Origin of the sequence: Nocardioides scoriae (assembly GCF_900104965.1) — a bacterium.
GTDB classification, from domain to species: domain Bacteria; phylum Actinomycetota; class Actinomycetes; order Propionibacteriales; family Nocardioidaceae; genus Marmoricola; species Marmoricola scoriae.
Map to the genome: position 1 here is coordinate 1,464,863 of NZ_LT629757.1, position 22,296 is coordinate 1,487,158.

Here is a 22,296-nt window from a genome sequence, read left to right on the forward strand (position 1 = left end):
AGGTCAGTTGCTGCCGTAGTCGATGACGACGGGGGCGTTGACGTCGGCCGGCGACTCGCTGGGCGCGCTGGTCTGCGAGCTCACCAGCCCCACGATGCTGACCGCTGCTACTGCTCCGCCGGCGACAACGCTGGCGATGGTCGTCACGATCGACGTTCCCACCATGTGGACCTCCCTAGTCGCCGGTGACCCTACCAACAGGTAGGCCCGATCACCGCATCGGCGGGGTCGCGCCGCGCGGTGGGCTGGTCCGGCCCTCGTGACGCCGCCCTCGTCGGGCGCCCACGGCCCGGAGCAGGCCCAGGACGGTGCCCGCCACCAGCGCCCCGACGTACGCCGCCCAGGCCAGGGTCATGGCCACCACCCAGGTGCGCGGGACGACCGGCGGGGCGACGTCGCCCAGGGCCTGCACGAGCAGCACGTCGCCGTCGTACGCCGTGCGGCCGGCGACCGCGGGCGCCTCGCCGGCGTCGCGCTCGGTGACCACCACGCCGATGCCGAGGTCGCGCAGGGCGTCGGCGCGGGCGCGCTCGTCCCCCTGTCGGAGCGCCTCGCCGACGGCCCGTGCGCGGGGGTCCTCCCCCGGCACGACGCGACCGCCCACGGACAGCGCGTCGTCGGCCACGAAGTCGCGTCCCAGGGCGCGCCCGGTCGGGTCGAGCACCTTGCGGTCGCCGTTCCAGGCCGGCTGGCGGTAGCTGCTGAACGGCAGCAGCACCACGTCGCCGTCGAGCCCCGCCACGACCGCGCGGGCCGCCGCCAGGTCGGCGGGGAGCTCGACCGCCTCCAGCCGACCGCCCGCGCCGAGGCCGGCGTCGGGCAGCGTGGCGACCGGGAGCAGCACCAGCGCCACGCCCAGTCCCGGGCGCGCCGCCGCCGGCAGCGCCCGGACCAGCCGGGCCGCTCCCTCCCCGAGGACCAGCGCCAGCCCGGGGGCGACCAGGGCGAGCAGCCGGGTGCTGTCGCGCAGCACCCCTCCCCCGGGCACCGACGCGGCCAGCGAGCCCAGCGCCGTCGGCGCGACCCAGGACAGGGTCGCCGCGCCCCAGCCGAGAACGGCACACCCCGCCAGGGCCGCGACCAGCGGGGTCCCGAGCCGGCGGCGCAGCCCGGTGGCGCCCAGCACGACCAGCACCACGACGGCCGCCAGCCACAGCCAGCCCGGGACGCCCAGCCGGCTGGCGGGGACGACCTCGGCGTTCCAGATGCCGCCGAGCGTGAGAGCGGCCAGCGGGCCCGGGAGCCCGCCCTCGTCCTGCAGGGCGAACCGGCTCGACGCGCCCGCGTCGGTCGTCGCGACCGACGCGTGCAGCAGCCCCGACACCAGCCACGGCGCGTTCGCCACGAGCAGCGTCGCCGCGACGACCAGCAGTCCCCGCCCCCGACGGGCCGGCCCGACGGTGAGGGTGGTGGCCAGCAGGAGCAGGGCGGTCACCAGCCCGGTGCTGGCGCTCAGGCTGCCCAGCGGGACCAGCCCCCACAGGGACGCGGGCACCACGCCGCTGCGTCGCCAGGCGAGCACCGCCGAGACGACCCACGGGGCGACGGCGTACCCCACCAGGACCGGCCAGTGCCCCATCACCAGCCGCTCGACCACGAACGGGTTCCAGACGTACGCCGTGGCGCTCACCAGCTGCGCCACCAGGGAGCCGCGGTCGGCGAGCCGGAGCACGCCGAGACCGGCCCCGACCAGGGTCCCGAGCAGCACGAGGTGCTGCAGCAGCTGGCCCGGCACCACCTCGTCGAGGACCGCCACCACCGCGTCGGAGGGCACCGCACGCGGGAGCGCGCTGCCCACGCCCAGGGCGTCGCGGGTCAGCGCCAGGTCGGGCACCCAGACCATGTCGTAGGTCAGCACGTGGCCCGGCAGCAGCGCCGGTCCGAGCAGCACCACCGCGAGCACCAGCACCCACACCACGGGCAGCCGGCGACGCCACGTCGACCCCACGTCTCGGCCTCCCCGGCTGCGGCGCCCCGGCGCGGTTCGTCGGAGCGACACCAGATCAAACCACCCGGAACCGCGCCCCGTAGGCTCACCTGGTGACGGAGGGCAGCACGCGCGGCGACTGGACGCGCAACGGCGGGGTCATCGCCGTGGCCATGGCCGTCATGAACGTGACCACCTACGGCTACACCATGGTGGCGGCCCGGCTCCTCGGCCCCGGCAGCTACGGCGCCTTCGCCGCCGTGATGGGCCTGCTGCTCGTCATCGGCGTCCTCCAGCTGGGCCTGCAGACCACCGGCGCGCGCCGGATCGCGGCCCAGCCCGAGAGCGTCGCCGAGGTCGAGCGGGCGCTGATGCGGGTCACCTACGGCGCGGCCGCCGTCCTGGCCCTGGTCTGCCTGCTGCTCTCGCCGCTGGTCGACCGGCTGCTCCACCTCGGCAGCCTGCCCACCGCGGTCCTGGTGGCGTTCACCGCGCTGCCGATGACGGTGATGGGCGGCCAGGCCGGGGTCCTCCAGGGCGAGCGGCGGTGGCGGGCCCTCGCGGCGCTCTACCTCGCGGCCGGGGTGCCTCGCCTGCTCCTCGGCGGCGCGCTGCTGGCGTGGCGCCCGACCGAGACCATGGCCGTGCTGGCGGTGACCGTCGCCTTCGTCGCCCCCGTCGTGGTCGGGTGGTGGGCGCTGCGCCGCTCCGCGCCGGGTCGCAGCCAGGCAGCGACCGGGCTCCACGACGAGCGCAGCATCCTGGCCGAGACCTTCCGCAACTCCCACGCGCTGCTCGCGTTCTTCGCGCTCTCCAACGCCGACGTCATCATCGCGCGCGACGTGCTCGGCGGCCACGAGTCGGGGCTCTACGCCGGCGGCCTGATCCTCGTCAAGGCGGTGCTGTTCCTGCCGCAGTTCGTGGTCGTGGTCGCCTTCCCGTCGATGTCCGACGGTCGCAGCCGAGGCCGTGCGCTGGCCGGCAGCGTGGGCGTCGTGCTGGTCCTGGGCGTGGTCTCGACGCTGGGCGCCCTGGTGCTGAGCGGCCTGGCGCTGGTCTTCGTCGGCGGCCCGGAATACGCCGAGATCCAGGACCGGCTCTGGCTGTTCGCGATCCTCGGCACCGTGCTGTCGGTGGTGCAGCTGCTCGTCTACAGCGTGGTCGCCCGGCAGTCGCGCCGGTCGGTCTACCTGCTGTGGGGCGGCCTGGTCGCCCTGGTGCTGGCCACCCGCGCGGTCGACGACGCGACGTCGCTGGCGCTGGTCGTGGTGGCCGTCGACGCCGTGGTCATGCTGGCCCTGCTCGCCACCAGCGTGCACGGCCTGCGGGGCAGCCGGACGGTCGTGCGCGAGGACGCCCGGGTCGGCTAGCGCCGGTCGGCTAGTGCGCGGCCTCGTGCCAGCTCATGCCGGTGCCGACGGACACGTCGAGGGGCACGGTCAGGTCGGCGGCCGCGGCCATCTCGCGGCGCACCAGCGCCTCGAGCTGCTCGCGCTCGCCCTGGGCCACCTCGAGCACCAGCTCGTCGTGGACCTGGAGCAGCAGCCGCGAGGTGAGCCCCTCGGCCCGCAGCGCCGCGTCGACCTTGAGCATGGCGACCTTGATGATGTCGGCGGCCGAGCCCTGGATGGGTGCGTTGAGGGCCATCCGCTCGGCCATCTCGCGCCGCTGCCGGTTGTCGCTGGTCAGGTCGGGCAGGTAGCGGCGGCGCCCCATGATGGTCTCGGTGAAGCCGCTGCGCCGGGCCTCGTCGACGATTCCGCCGAGGTAGTCGCGGATGCCGCCGAAGGTCTCGAAGTACTCGTCCATGAGGCCACGGGCCTCGCTGGTGTCGATGCGCAGCTGCTGGGAGAGGCCGAACGCCGACAGGCCGTAGGCGAGGCCGTAGTTCATCGCCTTGATCTTGGCCCGCATCTCGCCCGTGACGTCGGTCGGGTCGACGTCGAAGACGCGCCCCGCGGTGACGGAGTGGAAGTCGTGCCCCGAGCGGAACGCCGCGATCAGCGCCTCGTCCTCGGACAGGTGCGCCATGATGCGCATCTCGATCTGGGAGTAGTCGGCCGTCATCAGCTCGGCCCAGCCGGGACCGACCACGAAGCCCTCGCGGATCCGGCGCCCGGCCTCGGTGCGGACCGGGATGTTCTGCAGGTTGGGGTCGGTGCTCGACAGCCGTCCGGTCGCGGCGATCAGCTGGTTGAACGTCGTGTGGATGCGCCCGTCGTCGGAGACCGTCTTGAGCAGGCCCTCCACGGTCTGGCGCAGCCGGATCACGTCGCGGTGGCGCAGCAGGTGGAGCAGGAAGGGGTGCTCGGTCTTCTCGTAGAGGCCCTGCAGCGCGTCGGCGTCGGTCGTCCAGCCGGTCTTGGTGCGCTTGGTCTTGGGCATGTCGAGCTCGTCGAACAGCACGGTCTGCAGCTGCTTGGGGGAGCCCAGGTTGATCTCCTTGCCGATGACGCCGTAGGCGTCGTCGGCCGCCTCGCGGACCCCGACCCCGAAGCCCGCCTCCAGCTCGGAGAGCAGCTCGCGGTCGACGGCGATGCCGACCTGCTCCATCGCGACGAGCACGTCGATCAGCGGCAGCTCGACGTCGGCGAGCAGCTGGGTGCCGCCCCGCTCCTCGAGCTCCTGGTCGAGCGCGGCCGCCAGGTCGAGGACCGCACCGGCGTGCAGCATCGCCGTCTCGGCCCCCGCGTCGCCCGCGTCGCCGTCGAGGCCGTCCAGGCTCAGCTGGCCGTCGTCGACGACGTTCTGCTTCAGCTCGCGCTTGAGGTAGCGCACGGTCAGGTCGGCCAGGTCGTAGGAGCGCTGGTCGGGCCGGGCCAGGTAGGCCGAGAGGGCGGTGTCGCGCTCGAGGCCCCGCAGCTGCCAGCCGCGGGCGGCCAGGGCCAGCAGCGGGCCCTTCGCGTCGTGGAGCACCTTGGGCTGCCCGGCGTCGCCGAACCAGGTCACGACGGCGGCGTCGTCCTCCGGCGCCAGCTGCTCGACGACCAGGTGAGCGGCGGTGCCCGCAGCGGTGGCGAACGAGAGCGTGAGGACCTCGCCCGACCCGGCGCGCCACTCCCCCTCCACGTGCACCCCGACGCGCTGGCCGTCGCTGGCGTGCTCGGCGAGCCAGGCACCCACCGCGCCGGGCTCGAGCCGGGTCGAGTCGAGGGCGAAGCCCGAGTCGTCGATGTCCTCGACCGACTCGAGGGTCTCGAAGAGCCGGTCGCGCAGCACCCGGAACTCGAGGCCGTCGAACAGGGTGTGCACCTCCTGGCGGTCCCAGGGCTGGACGGCGAGGTCGGTGGGCACCAGCGGCAGGTCGAGGTCGACCACGAGCGCGTTGAGCTGGCGGTTGCGGATCACGTCGCCCAGGTGCTCGCGCAGGCTCTCGCCGGCCTTGCCCTTGATCTCCTCCGCGCGGTTGATGACGTTCTCGAGGCCGTCGTAGGTCGCGATCCACTTCGCGGCGGTCTTGGGGCCGACGCCGGGCACGCCGGGCAGGTTGTCGGAGGTCTCCCCGACCAGCGCCGCCAGCTCGGGGTAGCGCGCCGGGGCGAGGCCGTACTTCTCCTCGACGGCCTCGGGCGTCATCCGCTTCATCTCCGAGACGCCGCGCATCGGGTAGATCACGGTGGTGCGCTCGTTGACCAGCTGGAAGGAGTCGCGGTCGCCCGAGCAGATGAGGACCTCGAAGTCGTCGGCGTAGGCCTGGGTGGCCAGGGTGCCGATGATGTCGTCGGCCTCGAAGCCGTCCTTCTCCAGGAACGGCACCCGCAGCGCGTTGAGCACCTCCTTGATCAGCGAGACCTGCCCGCCGAACTCCGAGGGCGAGGTCGACCGGTTGGCCTTGTAGTCGACGTAGGCCTCGGAGCGGAAGGTCTGGCGCGAGACGTCGAAGGCGACCGCGAGGTGGGTGGGCTGCTCGTCGCGCAGCACGTTGATGAGCATCGAGACGAAGCCGTAGACCGCGTTGGTGTGCTGCCCCGTGGTGGTGGAGAAGTTGTCCACGGGCAGGGCGAAGAAGGCCCGGTAGGCCAACGAGTGCCCGTCCAGCAGGAGCAGGCGCGGGCGGGTGATCTCAGCTGACTCGGCCACGGGCCGACCCTAACGCGGGGCACCGACAGCGCCGCGGGCGCGGTGGAGCCGTCGAGCGCCGGTCGGCAGGCTCAGGCGCCGGCCTGGCGACGCCGGGCGGAGCGCCGCTGGGCGAGCACCTCGACGAGGTGGCGGTTGGTGCCGGCACCGGCCCGGGCGCGCTCCACCGAGAGCTTCTTGCGCAGGGCGGGGGTGCTCACCAGCCGCACCGTGGCCACGGTCTGCAGGCCCAGGCGGGCGAAGAAGCGGTTGGTCTCGCGGTTGCCGTCGGTGAAGGCGCTGAGCTGCTCGACGTCCTTCTCCTCGGCCCAGGTGACCGCGGCCTCCATCAGCGCGTGGGCGTAGCCGTGGCGGCGGTAGGCCGGGAGCACCACCAGGTAGGAGGTGTGCACCGCGGTGTCGAGCGAGAGCGGCGAGATCGGCCCGCGCTGGAGGTGCAGCGCCGCGACGATGCGCTCGTCGCACTCGGCGACCAGGAGCCGCTCGTCGGGGTTGAGCGCGAGGTTGGCCAGCGACTGCTCGGCGTCGCGCCGGGCCTGCTCGCTGCCCTCGCCGGTGCGGGTCGTCTCCGCCCACAGCTGCAGCAGCCGCTCGGCGTCCTCCGGGACGGCATCACGGATCTGTGGCGCCTGGCGCGGCATCGGACCTCCTGTGGACACGGACGAGACGCAGGATGCGTGGACACACTCGACCCGAGACGCCGGACCCGTCGGCGGACCCGGACGGTGAGAGACTATCCGCCGTCGTAGTTGCGTTGTAAAGGAGATGGATGTTCCCGGGGGTCGGCACGCTCGTCAACGTCGTGACGGTGCTGCTGGGCACCCTCGTGGGCACCTCCGTCGGCCACCGCCTCCCCGAGCGCACCCGCACCGTGGTCACCGACGGGCTCGGCCTGGTGACGCTGCTCATCGCGGCCGGCTCCGCCGCCGCGGTCGGTGACGCGGCCCTGTCGGACGCGGTCGGCGACGCCGCTCCCCTGCTGGTCGTCCTGGGCTCGGTCCTCGTCGGCGGGATCACCGGCTCGCTGCTGCGGATCGAGGACCGGCTGGAGGCGCTGGGCGGCCTGCTGCAGCGCGCCGCCACCCGACGTGCGCGCCGCGGCCCCGACCAGGACGACGCCGCCGAGCGCGCCCGGGCACGGTTCGTCCAGGGCTTCGTCGTCAGCTCCCTCGTGTTCTGCGTCGGCCCCCTCACCATCCTGGGCTCGCTCCAGGAGGGGCTGGGCAACGGCGCCGACCAGCTGCTCCTCAAGAGCGCCCTCGACGGCTTCGCGGCCATCGCCTTCGCGGCGTCGTTCGGCTGGGGGGTCGGCGCCAGCGTGCTCTCGCTGGTCGTGGTGCAGGGCGGGCTGACCGTGCTCGGTGCGGGCCTGGGCAGCTTCGTCCCCGACGCCCACCTGGCCGCTCTCACCGCCACGGGCGGGCTGCTGCTCGTCGGGGTGGCGCTGCGGCTGCTCGACCTCAAGCAGGTCAAGGTCGCCGACCTGCTCCCGGCGCTGGTGGTGGCACCGCTGCTGACGCAGCTGGTCGTGGTGGTGCGCTAGACCACGTCGGGGCCGCCGGACCCGCCGCTGCGGGCCGGGCCGGAGCCGCCCGGGCCGTGCAGCACCACGCCGTCGGCCACCTGGCGCATCGACAGCCGCAGGTCCATCGCCGTCTTCTGGATCCAGCGGAACGACTCGGGCTCGGTCAGGCACAGGCGCTCCTGCAGCACGCCCTTGGCGCGGTCGACCGCCTTGCGGGTCTCCAGGCGCTCCTGCAGGTCGGCGACCTCGGCCTCGACCTGGCGCAGCTCGGCGAAGCGGCTCAGCGCCATCTCGACCGCCGGCACCAGGTCGGTCTGGTCGAAGGGCTTGACCAGGTAGGCCATCGCACCCGCGTCGCGGGCCCGCTCCACCAGGTCACGCTGGCTGAACGCCGTCAGGATGACGACCGGCGCGATCCGCTGGCGCGCGATCTGCTCGGCCGCGGCGATGCCGTCGAGCCGGGGCATCTTGACGTCGAGGATGACCAGGTCGGGGCGCAGCTCGGTGGCCATCGCGACGGCCTTCTCGCCGTCGTCGGCCTGGCCGACCACGACGTACCCCTCCTCCTCGAGCATCTCGGCGAGGTCCATGCGGATCAGCGCCTCGTCCTCGGCGATCACCACGCGGGGGGCCGCGCCTGCGCCCGTCCCGGGGGTGCTCCCGGGGGTCGCGCCCGACGGCGGTCGAGGGGTCTGCTCGCTCACGGGCAGCAGGCTAGCGCCCCGCGCTCGGGGACCCCGGCCCGATCACGGAAGACGTCGCGAGGAAACAGTCCGGTAACGGGGATGCTCCACGATCGGCGGTGACGTGCTGCAGGTCACGCCACGCCTTATGCTCACCCCCACCCCGCCGTCGGACGCCGTCCGACGGCGTCAGGTCTGCCCCTGCCGGGACCCTCCGGCGCCATCCGTGAATGGAGGACCATGCCGCCCTCGAGCCGACGAGCGCCCCACCGCGGGACCGCCCGCGCGACCGGCCGCACCCGTGGTCGCGGCCCCGCCGCCACCCTGCTGCTGCTGGTGATGTCCAGCGTGTTCGCCGTCCTGGCCCTCGGGTCGCCCGCGCAGGCCGCAGACGGTGACCGCACCGTCATCGGGACGCTGCGCAACTCCGCCGACGCCAACAACCCGGTGCCGGGGGTGACGATCAACGTCGAGTCCAGCAAGGGCGAGACCTACACCGGGGAGAGCAACGACGAGGGCCGCTTCGAGATCTCGGTGCCGGCCTCCGACGACGGCACCCTCAGCGTCGTCCTCGACACCGACACCCTCCCCGACGGCGTCGACCTGCGTCCCGGCGCTCCCGACACCCTCAAGCCGACGGGCAGCCTGAGCACCATCACGGCCAACTTCGCGCTCGGCCCCGACAACCGCCAGGTGTCGACCAAGTGGGACCAGGTGCCGCAGCTGCTCTACAACGGCCTGCTCTTCGGCATCGTGCTGTCGCTGGGCGCGCTCGGCCTGTCGATGGTCTTCGGCACCACCGGCCTGACGAACTTCTCCCACGGCGAGCTGGTCACCTTCGGCGCCGTGATGACCTACATGGGCAACCGCGTCTTCGGGCTGCCGATCGTGGTCTCCGTGCTGATGGCGGTCGTGCTCTCCGCGGCCTTCGGCTGGCTCAACGACAAGGGCCTGTGGGCCCCGCTGCGCCGCCGCGGCACCGGTCTGATCGCGATGATGATCGTCTCCATCGGCCTGCAGTTCCTGCTGCGCAACCTCTACCAGTACTTCACCGGCGGTCGCTCGCTGACCTACCGCGAGTACGTCACCCCGGTCGGCCAGGACGCCTTCGGCCTGTTCACCTACACCACCCGCGACATCGTGATCATCGCCGTCAGCCTCCTGACGCTCGTCGCCGTCACGATGGCGCTGCAGTTCACCCGCCTGGGCCGGGCCACCCGCGCGGTCTCGGACAACCCCGCGCTCGCCGCCTCGACGGGCATCAACGTCAACCGGGTGATCACCACGGTCTGGATCTTCGGGGCCGCGCTCGCAGGTCTCGGCGGTGCGTTCCTGGGCTTCTCCCAGTCGGTGACCTACCAGCTCGGCGCCCAGGTGCTGCTGCTGATCTTCGCCGCCACCTGCGTCGGTGGCCTCGGCTCCATCTGGGGCGCCATGGTCGGCTCGCTGATCATCGGCGTCTTCGTCGAGACCTCGACGTTGTTCATCCCCTCCGAGCTGAAGTACGCCGGCGCCATGATCCTGCTGATCATCGTGCTGCTGTTCAGGCCACAAGGCCTGCTCGGACGGGCCCAGAGGATCGGCTGAGGAAGGACACGACATGCTCGACGCAATCACCGGAGCCCTCCACGACGGGTTCGGCTACGTGGCCATCTCCTACTGCCTGGCCGCCATCGGACTCAACATCCAGTTCGGCTACGCCGGCCTGCTGAACTTCGGCCAGGCCGCCTTCCTCGCCATCGGCGGCTACATCATGGGCGCGGCCATCGCGACCAGCGGCCTGCCGACCATCCCGGCCATGCTCATCGCGATCCTCTTCGCGGTGGCGCTGGCGCTGATCCTCGGCGTGCCCACGCTGCGGCTGCGCGCCGACTACCTGGCCATCGTCACCATCGCGGCCGCGGAGATCCTCCGGCTCGTCTTCGGCACCTCCTTCCGCGAGTACTTCCGCGGCAAGGACGGCGTCACCGGCTTCGCCGACGGCTTCCGCAGCCTCAACCCGCTGCCGGACTACGACGGGTTCTTCCTCACCTTCAGCCGCAACGAGCTGTGGACGATCATCGTCGGCTGGACCGTCGTGATCCTCATCTGCGTGCTCGTGTGGGCCCTGATGCGCTCGCCGTGGGGCCGCGTGCTGCGCGGCATCCGCGAGGACGAGGACGCCGTCCGCTCGCTGGGCAAGAACGTCTACGGCTACAAGATGCAGGCGCTCGTCCTCGGCGGCGTCATCGGCTGCATCGGCGGCTTCGTCGGTGCCTTCGGCGCCGCCTCGGTCCAGGCCGACACCTTCAACCTGGACTTCACCTTCATCGCGCTGACGATGCTCATCCTCGGTGGCGCCGCGCGCGTGCTGGGGCCGGTCGTCGGGGCGATCCTGTTCTGGGCGGTGCTGTCGTTCCTCGGCACGATCCTCTCGGACCTCTCGTCCAACCCCACCGTGGCGCAGTTCATGAACGCCGACCAGGCCTCCAACGTCCGGCTCATGCTGGTCGGCCTGGTGCTGATGCTGCTGATGATCTACCGACCCCAGGGGATCTTCGGCGACCGGAAGGAGATCGCGCTCGATGCCCGCTGACACCTCTCCCACCTCGACCCCGACGCGCTCGGTGGCCGACCAGGGCCGCGCCGACCTCGAGGGCCTGCCCACCGAGCCCGGCGTGAAGAAGAAGGACCCGATCGTCGTCGCCTCCGACGTGCGCCGCACCTTCGGCGGCCTCACGGCCGTCGACGTGGAGCACGTCGAGATCCAGCGCGGTGTCATCACCGCGCTGATCGGCCCCAACGGCGCCGGCAAGACGACCTTCTTCAACCTGCTGACCGGTTTCGACCAGCCCGACTCCGGGTCCTGGAGCTTCAACGGCACCTCCCTCAAGGGCAAGTCCGCCTACCGCGTGGCCCGCCTCGGGATGGTGCGCACGTTCCAGCTGACCAAGGTGCTCTCCAAGCTGACCGTGCTCGAGAACATGCGCCTGGGGGCCACCTCCCAGCGCGGCGAGAAGTTCTGGGCCGGCGCCCTGCCCTTCCTCTGGAAGAGCCAGGAGCAGGAGATCACCGAGCGGGCGCGCGAGCTGCTCGGCCGCTTCAAGCTCGACGCCAAGGAGCAGGACTTCGCCGGCTCCCTGTCGGGCGGCCAGCGCAAGCTGCTCGAGATGGCCCGCGCCCTCATGGTCGGGCCCGAGCTGGTGATGCTCGACGAGCCGATGGCGGGAGTCAACCCGGCGCTGAAGCAGTCGCTGCTGACCCACGTGAAGTCGCTGCGCGAGGAGGGCATGAGCGTCCTCTTCGTCGAGCACGACATGGACATGGTCCGCGACATCTCCGACTGGGTCATCGTGATGGCCCAGGGCAAGGTGATCGCCGAGGGTCCCCCGCGCTCGATCATGACCGACCAGCGCGTGATCGACGCCTACCTCGGCGCGCACCACGACACCGACATCAGCGAGCTCGAGCAGGTCGTCGAGGCCGAGCACGGAAAGGACCACTCCGCGTGAGCCAGACACCCCACGACCACGACGCCGCGGCCGCCGAGGACCCGCTGGCGGCGGCCAACAAGCCCACCGAGGAGCCGGTGGTCTCCGAGGACGGCGAGATCGTCGCCGAGGCCGACCCCTACGCCCCCAAGGTCGACCAGGAGGCCCGCAAGGTCCACCTGCAGGCCGCCGAGGGCGCCGTCCTCCGGGCCGACGACCTGCTGGCGGGCTACCTGCCCGGCGTCAACATCCTCAACGGCGCCGACCTCTACTGCCAGGAGGGCGAGCTCGTCGGCATCATCGGCCCCAACGGCGCCGGCAAGTCGACGCTGCTCAAGGCGCTGTTCGGCCTGGTCCGGATCAACTCCGGCACCGTCACGCTGCGCGGCCAGGAGGTCACCAACGAGCGGGCGGACACGCTGGTCGCCAAGGGCATCGGCTTCGTGCCCCAGACCAACAACGTGTTCCCCTCGCTCAGCATCGAGGAGAACCTCCAGATGGGCTGCTACCAGGCCCCCAAGAAGTTCGCCTCGCGGTTCGACTTCGTCACCACGCTGTTCCCGGCGCTGGGCGAGCGGCGCAAGCAGCGCGCCGGCCAGCTCTCCGGTGGCGAGCGCCAGATGGTGGCGATGGGTCGCGCCCTGATGATGGAGCCGTCCGTGCTGCTGCTCGACGAGCCGTCGGCCGGCCTGTCCCCCGCCATGCAGGACGAGGTCTTCGTCCAGACGCGGGCGATCAACAAGGCCGGCGTCTCGGTCATCATGGTCGAGCAGAACGCCGCCCGCTGCCTGCAGATCTGCGACCGCGGCTACGTCCTCGACCAGGGCCGCAACGCCTACACCGCCACCGGCGCCTCGCTGGCCAAGGACCCCAAGGTCATCGAGCTCTACCTCGGCACGCTGGCGGAGTCGAACAAGTAGGTCCTCTGCTCCACCTTTCGACGCCCCCGGCCCTCGGCCGGGGGCGTCGTCGCGTCCGGGGCCCGACACGTGGACGTCGTGCGAACCGGCCGTCCCGACGACCACAGCGCATGACGTCCGCCGGGACGTCGTACGAGCAGGTCGCCCCCGCGACCACACCGCATGACGTCCGGGCCGGCCGCGCAAACAGGCTGTACGACGTCCACCCGGACGTCGTAGGAGCTGGTCGACCGGCGACCGGGCCGCATGACGCCGTCCGGGACGTCATGCGAGCCGGTCGCCCCGGCGACCACACCGCACGACGTCCCCCGGGAGGTCATGCGAAACGGTCGCCCTGGTGACCACACCGCATGACGTCCGCCGGCACGTCGGGCCGCCGGTACGTCGGGCCGCCGGTACGAGCTGGCCACGGACGCCGCGACCCCCCGGACCAGAGCGGTCCGGGGGGTCGGGATGGAGCAGGTGGAGCGGGGTGGGTCAGCCGTTCTGGCCGAGACCCGCCTTGATGAGCTCGGGGACGATCTTCTTGGTCTCGTCGAACGCGATCAGCACGATCGCGTCGGGGTCCTGACCCTTGATCTCCTCGACCTCGGCGGTGTAGTTGGCCGCGTTGGCGTCGTACAGGGTGTAGCTGACGACCTTGCCGCCGGCCTCCTCGTAGAACTTGCGCACGTTCTGCGCCAGCGCCTCGCCGTAGGAGTCCTGGCGGGCCAGGATGGCGATGTTCTGGAAGCCGTCGCTCGAGACCGTCTGGGCCATGACCTGGCCCTGCAGGACGTCGGAAGGGGCGGTGCGGAAGTACAGGCCCTTGTCGGCGTAGGTGTCGAACGCCGTCGAGGTGTTGGCCGGGGAGACCTGGACGACGCCGGCACCGGTGATCTTGTCGATGACCGAGAGCGACACCGAGGACGAGGCCGCACCGATGATGGCGTCGGCGCCACCGCGGAGCAGCTTGTCGGTCTCGGACGGCGCGATGTTGGGCGAACCGTCACCGGAGTCGGCCTTCACCTGCTTGACGTCCTTGCCGAGGACGCCGCCGCCCTGGTTGATCTCCTTGACGGCCAGGTCGACGCCCGCGAACTCCGGGGGGCCGAGGAAGGCGAGGTCGCCGGTGGCCGGCAGCAGCGTGCCGACGGTCAGGGTGCCGTCGCCGTTGCCGGCGCCGCCCGAGACCTTCTGGTTGTCCTTGACGTCCGACTCGTCGGGGATCTCGCCGGTGACGTAGTCGAGGTTGCTGTAGTTGTTGTCCTCGCCGTACTGGAAGATGCCGATGGTGGCGGCCGAGGGGCTGCCGGTGGAGTTCAGGTCGATGGGACCCGAGACGCCGTCGTAGTCGATGTCGGTGCCGTCGGCCAGGAGGTCGGCGCACTGCTTGAACTCGGTGCACTTCTCGCCGCCGCCGGAGACGTTGGCCATCTCCTGGGCGATCGCCTTGCCGGAGTCGTTGTCGGCCGCGATCGCCGCGAGCGCGGTCACGATCGTGGCGTCGTAGGACTCGGGACCGTAGGTGAAGTCCTTCAGGTTCTTGTTGACGCCCAGCAGGCGCTCCTTGAAGGCGTCGCCGAGCTCGGCACCGGGGTAGGTCGCCTTGACGCCCTTGAGGGTGCCCGGGTCGAAGTCCTCGGAGTAGTTGGCGGTGTTGCCGTCGACGAAGTAGAGCTGCGTTCCGGCCTTCTCCGAGGAGCTGCCGCTGCTGCTCGACGAGCCACCGCTGGAGTCGCTGCTCGAGTCGTCGCCGCTGCCGCACGCGGACAGGGCGAACGTGCCGGCGACCGCCAGCACGGCGAGGCGGGTGAAGCGGTTGGGACGGGACATGTGACCTCCGTGATCGCGATTCATGCTCCGTGACATGTGCACCCACACCTGTGCCGCACCGGAGTGCCCACAACATAGGTTCCGCCGCAGGTCAGGGGGCAGCACCCCACGCGCCTCGTTGCGAAGTCGTGACCAACCCCGCCCCGATCGCGACGATTCGGACATGTTGCGCACGTACTGGCCTGGACCGGTCGGGGTCGCGCGGGCTGCTGACTGGACAAACCCCGCTCTGGGATAGCGTGTGCCCGCCCTCGTGGCCCCGGTATCCCAACGGCAGAGGAAGCGGTCTCAAACACCGTCCAGTGTGGGTTCGAATCCCACCCGGGGCACCAGCTAGCGGCGGTACGCCGGAGCGACCTCGTTGATCGCGTCGCCCATCCGGTGGATGCGCAGCGCGTTGGTCGACCCGGGGATGCCGGGCGGGCTGCCGGCGATGATGACCACCAGGTCGCCCTCCTGCACGCGGCCGGTCTGCAGCAGCTGCTCGTCGACCTGGCGCACCATCTCGTCGGTGTGCTCGACGGCGTCGGTCTGGAAGGTCTCCACGCCCCACGTCATCGACAGCTGCGAGCGCACCTGCGGGTCGGGGGTGAACGCCAGCACCGGGATCGAGCCGCGGTAGCGCGCGAGCCGCTTCGCGGAGTCGCCGCTCTGGGTGAAGGCCACCAGGAACTTGGCGCCCGTGCGCTCGGCGACCTCGGCCGCGGCCTTGGCGATGACGCCACCGCGGGTGCGGGGCTGCCAGTCGATCTCGGCCATCGAGTGCAGCGCGTGGTTCTCGGTCGACTCGATGATGCGCGCCATCGTCTGGACCGTCTCGATGGGGTACTCCCCCACGCTGGTCTCGCCCGAGAGCATCACCGCGTCGGCACCGTCGAGGACCGCGTTGGCGACGTCGGAGGCCTCGGCGCGGGTCGGCGCCGGGCTGGAGATCATCGACTCGAGCATCTGGGTGGCCACGATGACGGGCTTGGCGTTGCGGCGGGCCTTGGTGACCACCCGCTTCTGCAGGAACGGCACGTCCTCGAGCGGGCACTCCACGCCGAGGTCGCCGCGCGCGACCATGAAGCCGTCGAAGGCCTTGATGACCTCGTCGAGGTTCTCGATCGCCTGCGGCTTCTCGATCTTGGCGATCACGGGGAGCATCACGCCCTCCTCGCGCATGATCGCGCGCACGTCCTCGGCGTCGCGGGCGTTGCGCACGAAGGACAGCGCGATGAAGTCGACCCCGAGGTGCAGGCCCCAGCGGAGGTCCTCGATGTCCTTCTCCGACATCGCCGGCACGCTGACCGGCACGCCGGGCAGGTTGATGCCCTTGTGGTCGCTGATGCGGCCACCGGTCACCACCACGGTGTGCACGTCCTGGCCGTCGACCTCGCTCACGCGCAGGCGGACCTTGCCGTCGTCGATGAGGATCTGGTCGCCCACGCCGACGTCGCCCGGGAGCCCGGCGTACGTCGTGCCGGCGATCTCGTGGTTGCCCGGGACCTCGCGGGTGGTGATGACGAAGGCCTGGCCGGCGGTGATGCGTGCCGAGCCCTCCTTGAACTTCGCCAGCCGGATCTTGGGGCCCTGGAGGTCGACGAAGACGCCGACCCCGTGGCCCGACTCCTCGGCCGCCTCGCGGACCTGGCGGTAGATGGCCTCGTGGTCGGCGTACGCCCCGTGGGAGAGGTTGAGACGGGCGACGTCCATGCCGGCGGCCACCAGCTCTCGGATCCGCTCGGGGCTGGAGGTGGCCGGACCCAGGGTGCACACGATCTTTGCTCTTCGCACGGGTCGAGCCTAGCCCTCCCGAGTTGAACGATCCAACGCCCCGGACCCGTGGGGGTCCGGGGCGTCCGGGTCAGGCGGTGAGCGGCCGTGCGGTCGGCGGGATCGGCGCCGGCAGGGTGGTGCTGCCCGAGAGGTAGACGTCGACCGCGGCCGCGGCGGCGCGGCCCTCGGCGATGGCCCACACGATGAGCGACTGGCCCCGGCCGACGTCGCCGGCGGCGAAGACGCCGTCCACCGAGGTGGCGTACCCGTCGTCGCGCGCCACGTTGCCGCGCTCGTCCAGGGCGACGTCGAGCTGCTCGACCAGTCCGGCCTTCTCGGGGCCGGTGAAGCCCATGGCGAAGAGCACCAGGTCGGCCGGGATCTCGCGGCTGCTGCCCTCGACCTCGACGAACTGGCGGTCCTCGTAGCGGACCTCGGCCAGGCGCAGCGCACGCACCCGACCCTGGTCGTCACCGAGGAACTCCTGGGTGGAGACCGAGTAGACGCGCTCGCCGCCCTCCTCGTGGGCCGAGGAGACCTTGTAGGTCATGGGGTACGTCGGCCACGGCTGGTTGCTGGGCCGCTCGTCGCCGGGACGGTCCATGATCTCGAGCTGGGTGATCGACGCCGCACCCTGGCGGATCGAGGTGCCGAGGCAGTCGGCCCCGGTGTCGCCGCCGCCGATGATGACCACGTGCTTGCCGTCGGCGCGGATCTGCTCCGAGCCGTCCGCCGTCGCGGGCTCGCCGAGCGAGGCCCGGTTGGACTGCGGCAGGAACTCCATCGCCTGGTGGATGCCCTGGAGGTCGCGACCCGGGATGTCGAGGTCGCGCGCCTCGGTGGCGCCCATGGCCAGCACGACGGCATCGTAGCGCTCGCGCAGCTGGTCGCCGGTGAGCGAGCCGCCGACGTCGACGCCGGCCCGGAAGACCGTGCCCTCGCGCCGCATCTGGTCCAGGCGCCGGTCGAGGACCTTCTTCTCCATCTTGAACTCCGGGATGCCGTAGCGCAGCAGCCCGCCGATCTTGTCGGCCCGCTCGTAGACGGCCACGGTGTGGCCCGCCCGCGTCAGCTGCTGGGCCGCGGCGAGGCCCGCCGGGCCCGAGCCGACGACCGCGACGGTGCGGCCGGTGAGCCACTCCGGCGGCTGCGGGCGCACGGCGCCCGACTCCCACGCGCGGTCGGCGATCGCGACCTCGACGTTCTTGATCGTCACCGGGTCCTGGTTGATGCCCAGCACGCAGGCGGTCTCGCAGGGGGCCGGGCACAGCCGGCCGGTGAACTCCGGGAAGTTGTTGGTCGCGTGCAGCCGCTCGATCGCGGCGTCCCAGTCGTCGCGCCAGACCAGGTCGTTCCACTCGGGGACCAGGTTGCCCAGCGGGCAGCCCTGGTGGCAGAACGGGATGCCGCAGTCCATGCAGCGACCGGCCTGGGTGGTGATGATCGGCAGCAGGGCGCGACCGGGGCCACCGGGGTAGACCTCGTTCCAGTCGTGCGTGCGCTCCTCGACGGGACGCCGGTCCGCGACCTGGCGCCCGTCCTTGAGGAATCCCTTGGGGTCAGCCATGGAGGGCCTCCATCATCTTGTTCGCGATCTCGTGGTCGTCCAGCCCGTCGGCCTCGGCCTTGGCCTTGGCGTCCATGACGATCCGGAAGTCACGCGGGATCACCTCGGTGAACCGCGTCAGGGCGGTCTCCCAGTCCTCGAGCAGCGCCTCGGCGACGGCCGAGCCGGTCTCCTCGAAGTGGGCGCGGACCAGGTCGTGCAGCTCGACCTCGGCGTCCCCGCTGACGGGACCGAGCTCGACCAGCTCCTGGTTGACGCGGAAGTCCTTGAGGTCCAGGACCCAGGCGACGCCGCCGCTCATGCCCGCGGCGAAGTTGCGCCCGGTCTTGCCGAGCACGACCACGCGACCGCCGGTCATGTACTCGCAGCCGTGGTCGCCCACGCCCTCGGTGACCAGGTGGGCACCCGAGTTGCGCACGGCGCAGCGCTCGCCGACGCCGCCGCGGATGAAGATCTGCCCCGACGTGGCCCCGTAGGCGATCGTGTTGCCCGCGATGATGTGCTTGCTCGGGTCGAAGGTGACCGCCCGGTCGGGCCGCACCACGATCCGTCCGCCGGAGAGGCCCTTGCCGACGTAGTCGTTGGCGTCGCCCTCCAGGCGCAGCGTCACGCCCCGGGGCACGAAGGCGCCGAACGACTGGCCGGCCGACCCGACCAGGGTCAGGTCGATGGTGCCGTCGGGCAGGCCCTCGCCGCGGTAGCGCTTGGTCACCTCGTGGCCCAGCATCGTCCCGACCGTGCGGTTGACGTTGCGGACCGCCACCTGGGCGCGCACCGGCTCGCCGCGCTCGAGGGCGTCGGCCGAGAGCCGGATCAGCTCGTTGTCCAGCGCCTTGTCGAGGCCGTGGTCCTGCGGGCGCACGTGGCGCCGCGCGGTGTCCTCGTGGAGCTCGGGCACGTGGAAGATCGGGCTGATGTCGAGGCCCGCGGCCTTCCAGTGGTTCACCGCCTCGGTGGAGTCGAGGACGTCGGCGTGGCCGATGGCCTCGTCGAGGCTGCGGAAGCCCAGCTCGGCGAGCAGCTCGCGGACCTCCTCGGCGATGTAGGTGAAGAAGTTGACGACGTACTCCGCCTGGCCGGAGTAGCGCTCGCGCAGCACGGGGTTCTGCGTCGCCACGCCCACCGGGCAGGTGTCGAGGTGGCAGACCCGCATCATGATGCAGCCGGAGACCACCAGCGGTGCGGTCGCGAAGCCGTACTCCTCGGCCCCGAGCAGCGCCGCCACGACGACGTCGCGCCCGGTCTTGAGCTGGCCGTCGGCCTGCACCACGATCCGGTCGCGCAGTCCGTTGAGCAGCAGCGTCTGCTGGGTCTCGGCCAGGCCGAGCTCCCAGGGTCCGCCCGCGTGCTTGAGCGAGGTCAGCGGTGAGGCGCCGGTGCCGCCGTCGTGCCCGGAGATGAGCACCACGTCGGCGTGCGCCTTGGAGACGCCGGCCGCGACCGTCCCGACCCCGACCTCGGCGACGAGCTTGACGTGCACCCGCGCCGAGGGGTTGGAGTTCTTCAGGTCGTGGATCAGCTGGGCGAGGTCCTCGATGGAGTAGATGTCGTGGTGCGGCGGCGGGGAGATCAGGCCCACGCCGGGCGTGCTGTAGCGGGTCTTGGCCACCCACGGGTAGACCTTGTGGCCGGGCAGCTGGCCGCCCTCGCCGGGCTTGGCGCCCTGGGCCATCTTGATCTGGATGTCGTCGGCGTTGGTGAGGTACTCCGAGGTGACGCCGAAGCGGCCCGAGGCGACCTGCTTGATCGACGAGCGGCGCTCGGGGTCGTAGAGCCGCTCCGCGTCCTCGCCGCCCTCGCCGGTGTTGGACTTGCCGCCGAGGCGGTTCATCGCGATCGCCAGCGTCTCGTGGGCCTCCTGCGAGATCGACCCGTAGGACATGGCGCCGGTGGAGAAGCGCTTGACGATCTCCGAGACCGGCTCGACCTCGTCGATGTCGACGGGCGGCCGACCGGTGGCCTCGCCGTCCTTGAAGCGGAACAGCCCCCGCAGCGTCAGCAGCCGCTCGGACTGCTCGTTGACGCGGGAGGTGTACTGCTTGAACACGTCGTACTTGCCGGCCCGCGTGGAGTGCTGCAGGCGGAAGACGGTCTCGGGGTCGAACAGGTGCAGCTCGCCCTCGCGGCGCCACTGGTACTCGCCGCCGACCTCGAGCTCGCGGTGGGCGGGCGCGATGCCGCCGACGGGGTACGCCGTGCGGTGGCGCAGCGCGACCTCCTCGGCGATGACGTCGAGCCCGACGCCCCCGAGCTTGGAGGTGGTGCCGGTGAAGTACTGGTCGACCAGGTCCTGCGAGAGCCCGAGGGCCTCGAAGATCTGGGCGCCGGTGTAGGAGGCGACCGTGGAGACGCCCATCTTGGACATCACCTTGAGCACGCCCTTGCCCAGGGACTTGACCAGGTTGGCCACGGCCTTCTCGGGCTCGACCTTGACGTAGAACCCGTCGCGGGCGAGGTCCTCGACGGTCTCCATGGCCAGGTAGGGGTTGACGGCCGCGGCGCCGTAGCCGATGAGCAGGGCGACGTGGTGGACCTCGCGGACGTCGCCGGCCTCGACCACGAGGCCGACCTGGGTGCGGGTCTTCTCGCGCACCAGGTGGTGGTGCACGGCCGCCGTCATGAGCAGCGACGGGATCGGCGCGCGGGTGGCGTCGGCGTGGCGGTCCGAGAGCACGATGACGCGGGCGCCCTCGGCGATCGCCGCGCTGACCTCCTCGCAGATCTCCTGCAGCCGCGCGGCCAGCGCCTCGCCCCCGCCGTTGACGTCGTAGAGCCCGCGCGAGACGTGGGCGATGAAGCCGGGCATGTCGCCGTCACGGTTGATGTGGCGGATCTTGACCAGCTCGTCGTTGGTGATGACCGGGAAGGGCAGCACCACCTGGCGGCACGACGCGGGCGTCGGGTCGAGCAGGTTGGCCTCGGGGCCGATGCTGCCGTTGAGGCTGGTCACCAGCTCCTCGCGGATGGCGTCCAGCGGCGGGTTGGTCACCTGGGCGAACAGCTGCGCGAAGTACTCGAACAGCAGCCGCGGACGGTCGCTGAGGACCGCGACCGGGGTGTCGGTGCCCATGGAGCCGATCGGCTCGGCCGAGGTGTTGGCCATCGGGGTGAGCAGGACGCGCAGCTCCTCCTCGGTGTAGCCGAAGATCTGCTGGCGGCGGGTCACCGAGGCGTGGCTGTGGATGACGTGCTCGCGGTCGGGGATGTCGGGCAGCTTGATCAGCCCGGCGTGCAGCCACTCGTCGTACGGGTGCTCGGCGGCCAGGGCCTCCTTGACCTCCTCGTCCTCGACGATGCGGTGCTCCTCGGTGTCGATGAGGAACATCCGGCCCGGCTGCAGCCGGCCCTTGCGCACGATCGACTCCTGCGGGATGTCGAGCACGCCGACCTCGCTGGCCAGCACGACCAGGCCGTCGTCGGTCACCCAGTAGCGCGAGGGGCGCAGGCCGTTGCGGTCGAGGACCGCGCCGACCTGGGACCCGTCGGTGAAGACCACGCACGCGGGGCCGTCCCAGGGCTCCATCAGGGTGGAGTGGAACTCGTAGAACGCGCGCCGCTTGGCGCTCATCTCGGTGTGGTTCTCCCAGGCCTCCGGGATCATCATCAGCACCGAGTGCGGCAGGCTGCGCCCGCCGAGGTGGAGCAGCTCGAGGACCTCGTCGAACGACGCCGAGTCGCTGGCCCCGGGGGTGCAGATCGGGAACAACCGGTCGAGGTTGCCCGGGATCAGGTCGGACTTGAGCAGCGCCTCGCGGGCCCGCATCCAGTTGCGGTTGCCCATGACGGTGTTGATCTCGCCGTTGTGGGCGATGAACCGGAACGGGTGCGAGAGCGGCCAGCTCGGGAAGGTGTTGGTCGAGAACCGCGAGTGCACGACCGCGATGGAGCTCTCGACGCGCTCGTCGACCAGGTCGGGGAAGACGTGGTCGAGCTGGTCGGTGGTGAGCATGCCCTTGTAGGCGATGGTGCGGCTCGACAGCGACGGGAAGTAGACGTCCGTCTCGCGCTCGGCGCGCTTGCGCAGGCAGAAGGCGAGACGCTCCAGGCCCATGCCCATGAGGCGGCTGCCGGCGGAGGCCACGAAGAGCTGGCTGAACGACGGCATGCAGTCGACGGCCGTGCGGCCCAGCGAGGACGGGTCGGTGGGGACCTCGCGCCAGCCGAGGACGGTCAGGCCCTCCTCGACGGCGATCTCCTCGATGCGGCGGCGGGTCGTGGCGACCTGCTCCTCGTCACCGGGGACGAACGCCGTGCCGACGGCGTACGCGTGCTTCTTGGGCAGCTCGAAGTCGACCACCTCGCGGAAGAAGCGGTCCGGCACCTGCATCAGGATGCCGGCGCCGTCGCCGGAGTTGATCTCGGCGCCCGCGGCGCCGCGGTGGTCGAGGTTGCGGAGCGCGGTGAGCGCCTTGGCCACGATGTCGTGGCTCGGCACACCGGTCATGGTGGCCACGAAGGCGACGCCACACGCGTCGTGCTCGTGGGCTCCGTCGTAGAGGCCCTGGGGCGGCGGGAATGCCTGCACGTGCCCTCTCCCGTCGTCGGTCGGCG

Annotated in this window: 15 protein-coding genes and 1 tRNA gene; 7 read left to right on the forward strand and 9 right to left on the reverse strand. The window is 71.7% G+C overall.

Translation table 11 applies throughout. The annotated features are described in order from the left end of the window. Positions 1-3: 3 nt before the first annotated feature. Together BLU55_RS19405 and BLU55_RS07045 are read right to left on the reverse strand one after the other, a co-directional pair. Positions 4-165 (reverse strand): DUF2613 family protein, encoded by a 162-nt coding sequence (locus tag BLU55_RS19405; RefSeq protein ID WP_157682775.1) that lies wholly within the window; start codon positions 163-165, stop codon positions 4-6. A 46-nt stretch (positions 166-211) separates the two neighbouring features. Further along, positions 212-1,948: a hypothetical protein gene (locus tag BLU55_RS07045; protein WP_091727709.1), complete on the reverse strand. Its 1,737-nt coding sequence runs from the start codon at positions 1,946-1,948 to the stop codon at positions 212-214. Positions 1,949-2,040: 92 nt separating this feature from the next. Between BLU55_RS07045 and BLU55_RS07050 the strand changes: the two genes are divergently transcribed. Beyond that, positions 2,041-3,297 (forward strand): lipopolysaccharide biosynthesis protein, encoded by a 1,257-nt coding sequence (locus BLU55_RS07050; RefSeq protein ID WP_091727713.1) that lies wholly within the window; start codon positions 2,041-2,043, stop codon positions 3,295-3,297. Between the two features lie 10 nt (positions 3,298-3,307). Here BLU55_RS07050 and polA read toward each other — a convergent pair whose 3' ends face one another. Together polA and BLU55_RS07060 are read right to left on the reverse strand one after the other, a co-directional pair. Next, a complete protein-coding gene (gene polA, locus BLU55_RS07055) occupies positions 3,308-6,007 on the reverse strand; it encodes a DNA polymerase I (RefSeq protein WP_197681119.1) in 2,700 nt (899 codons plus the stop codon). Positions 6,008-6,078: 71 nt separating this feature from the next. Then, entirely contained in the window at positions 6,079-6,648 is a 570-nt protein-coding gene (locus tag BLU55_RS07060) for a GNAT family N-acetyltransferase (protein ID WP_091727716.1), read from the reverse strand. A gap of 128 nt (positions 6,649-6,776) precedes the next feature. Between BLU55_RS07060 and BLU55_RS07065 the strand changes: the two genes are divergently transcribed. Then, the gene (locus BLU55_RS07065) at positions 6,777-7,550 is read left to right on the forward strand and encodes a DUF554 domain-containing protein (RefSeq protein WP_091727720.1); all 774 of its coding nucleotides are present in this window, start codon (positions 6,777-6,779) and stop codon (positions 7,548-7,550) included. On the opposite strand, the gene BLU55_RS07070 is transcribed toward BLU55_RS07065, so the two are convergent. Next, entirely contained in the window at positions 7,547-8,236 is a 690-nt protein-coding gene (locus tag BLU55_RS07070; protein ID WP_197681120.1) for an ANTAR domain-containing response regulator, read from the reverse strand. The two genes, BLU55_RS07065 and BLU55_RS07070, sit on opposite strands and share 4 nt — an antisense overlap. A 219-nt stretch (positions 8,237-8,455) precedes the next feature. On the opposite strand from BLU55_RS07070, the gene BLU55_RS07075 reads away from it, so the two are divergent. From BLU55_RS07075 to BLU55_RS07090, 4 genes are read left to right on the forward strand one after another with little or no spacing between them, the layout of a single operon-like run. Continuing rightward, entirely contained in the window at positions 8,456-9,802 is a 1,347-nt protein-coding gene (locus BLU55_RS07075; RefSeq protein ID WP_091727723.1) for a branched-chain amino acid ABC transporter permease, read from the forward strand. Between the two features lie 13 nt (positions 9,803-9,815). After that, the gene (locus tag BLU55_RS07080) at positions 9,816-10,790 is read left to right on the forward strand and encodes a branched-chain amino acid ABC transporter permease (RefSeq protein WP_091727726.1); all 975 of its coding nucleotides are present in this window, start codon (positions 9,816-9,818) and stop codon (positions 10,788-10,790) included. Beyond that, a complete protein-coding gene (locus tag BLU55_RS07085; RefSeq protein WP_091727729.1) occupies positions 10,780-11,706 on the forward strand; it encodes an ABC transporter ATP-binding protein in 927 nt (308 codons plus the stop codon). The genes BLU55_RS07080 and BLU55_RS07085 overlap by 11 nt, the downstream gene beginning before the upstream one ends. Further along, a complete protein-coding gene (locus BLU55_RS07090) occupies positions 11,703-12,605 on the forward strand; it encodes an ABC transporter ATP-binding protein (protein WP_231917091.1) in 903 nt (300 codons plus the stop codon). Before BLU55_RS07085 ends, BLU55_RS07090 begins: the two co-directional genes overlap by 4 nt. A gap of 477 nt (positions 12,606-13,082) precedes the next feature. Here the strand turns inward: BLU55_RS07090 and BLU55_RS07095 are convergent, their stop codons facing one another. Further along, positions 13,083-14,420: an ABC transporter substrate-binding protein gene (locus BLU55_RS07095; protein ID WP_231917092.1), complete on the reverse strand. Its 1,338-nt coding sequence runs from the start codon at positions 14,418-14,420 to the stop codon at positions 13,083-13,085. A 256-nt stretch (positions 14,421-14,676) separates the two neighbouring features. Here BLU55_RS07095 and BLU55_RS07100 point away from each other — a divergent pair. Beyond that, positions 14,677-14,752: transfer RNA gene (locus BLU55_RS07100), tRNA-Leu, on the forward strand. 1 nt (position 14,753) lies between these two features. Here the strand turns inward: BLU55_RS07100 and pyk are convergent. From pyk to gltB, 3 genes are all read right to left on the reverse strand, one after another. Then, complete coding sequence (gene pyk / locus BLU55_RS07105) at positions 14,754-16,196, reverse strand: pyruvate kinase (protein ID WP_091727732.1); 1,443 nt, start codon at positions 16,194-16,196, stop codon at positions 14,754-14,756. A 70-nt stretch (positions 16,197-16,266) separates the two neighbouring features. Further along, positions 16,267-17,745 carry a glutamate synthase subunit beta gene (locus BLU55_RS07110; protein ID WP_091727735.1) on the reverse strand — a complete coding sequence of 493 codons (1,479 nt, stop codon included), beginning with the start codon at positions 17,743-17,745 and terminating at the stop codon, positions 16,267-16,269. Then, positions 17,738-22,270: a glutamate synthase large subunit gene (gene gltB, locus BLU55_RS07115; RefSeq protein WP_091727737.1), complete on the reverse strand. Its 4,533-nt coding sequence runs from the start codon at positions 22,268-22,270 to the stop codon at positions 17,738-17,740. Before gltB ends, BLU55_RS07110 begins: the two co-directional genes overlap by 8 nt. Positions 22,271-22,296: the final 26 nt, after the last annotated feature.

Excerpts from the sequence above, each read along its gene's own strand:
- BLU55_RS07095 (WP_231917092.1), bottom strand. The coding sequence starts at position 14,420 with ATGTCCCGTCCCAACCGCTTCACCCGCCTCGCCGTGCTGGCGGTCGCC.
- BLU55_RS07110 (WP_091727735.1), bottom strand. The coding sequence starts at position 17,745 with ATGGCTGACCCCAAGGGATTCCTCAAGGACGGGCGCCAGGTCGCGGAC.
- BLU55_RS19405 (WP_157682775.1), bottom strand. The coding sequence starts at position 165 with ATGGTGGGAACGTCGATCGTGACGACCATCGCCAGCGTTGTCGCCGGC.
- BLU55_RS07080 (WP_091727726.1), top strand. The coding sequence starts at position 9,816 with ATGCTCGACGCAATCACCGGAGCCCTCCACGACGGGTTCGGCTACGTG.
- BLU55_RS07075 (WP_091727723.1), top strand. The coding sequence starts at position 8,456 with ATGCCGCCCTCGAGCCGACGAGCGCCCCACCGCGGGACCGCCCGCGCG.
- BLU55_RS07060 (WP_091727716.1), bottom strand. The coding sequence starts at position 6,648 with ATGCCGCGCCAGGCGCCACAGATCCGTGATGCCGTCCCGGAGGACGCC.
- BLU55_RS07085 (WP_091727729.1), top strand. The coding sequence starts at position 10,780 with ATGCCCGCTGACACCTCTCCCACCTCGACCCCGACGCGCTCGGTGGCC.
- BLU55_RS07065 (WP_091727720.1), top strand. The coding sequence starts at position 6,777 with ATGTTCCCGGGGGTCGGCACGCTCGTCAACGTCGTGACGGTGCTGCTG.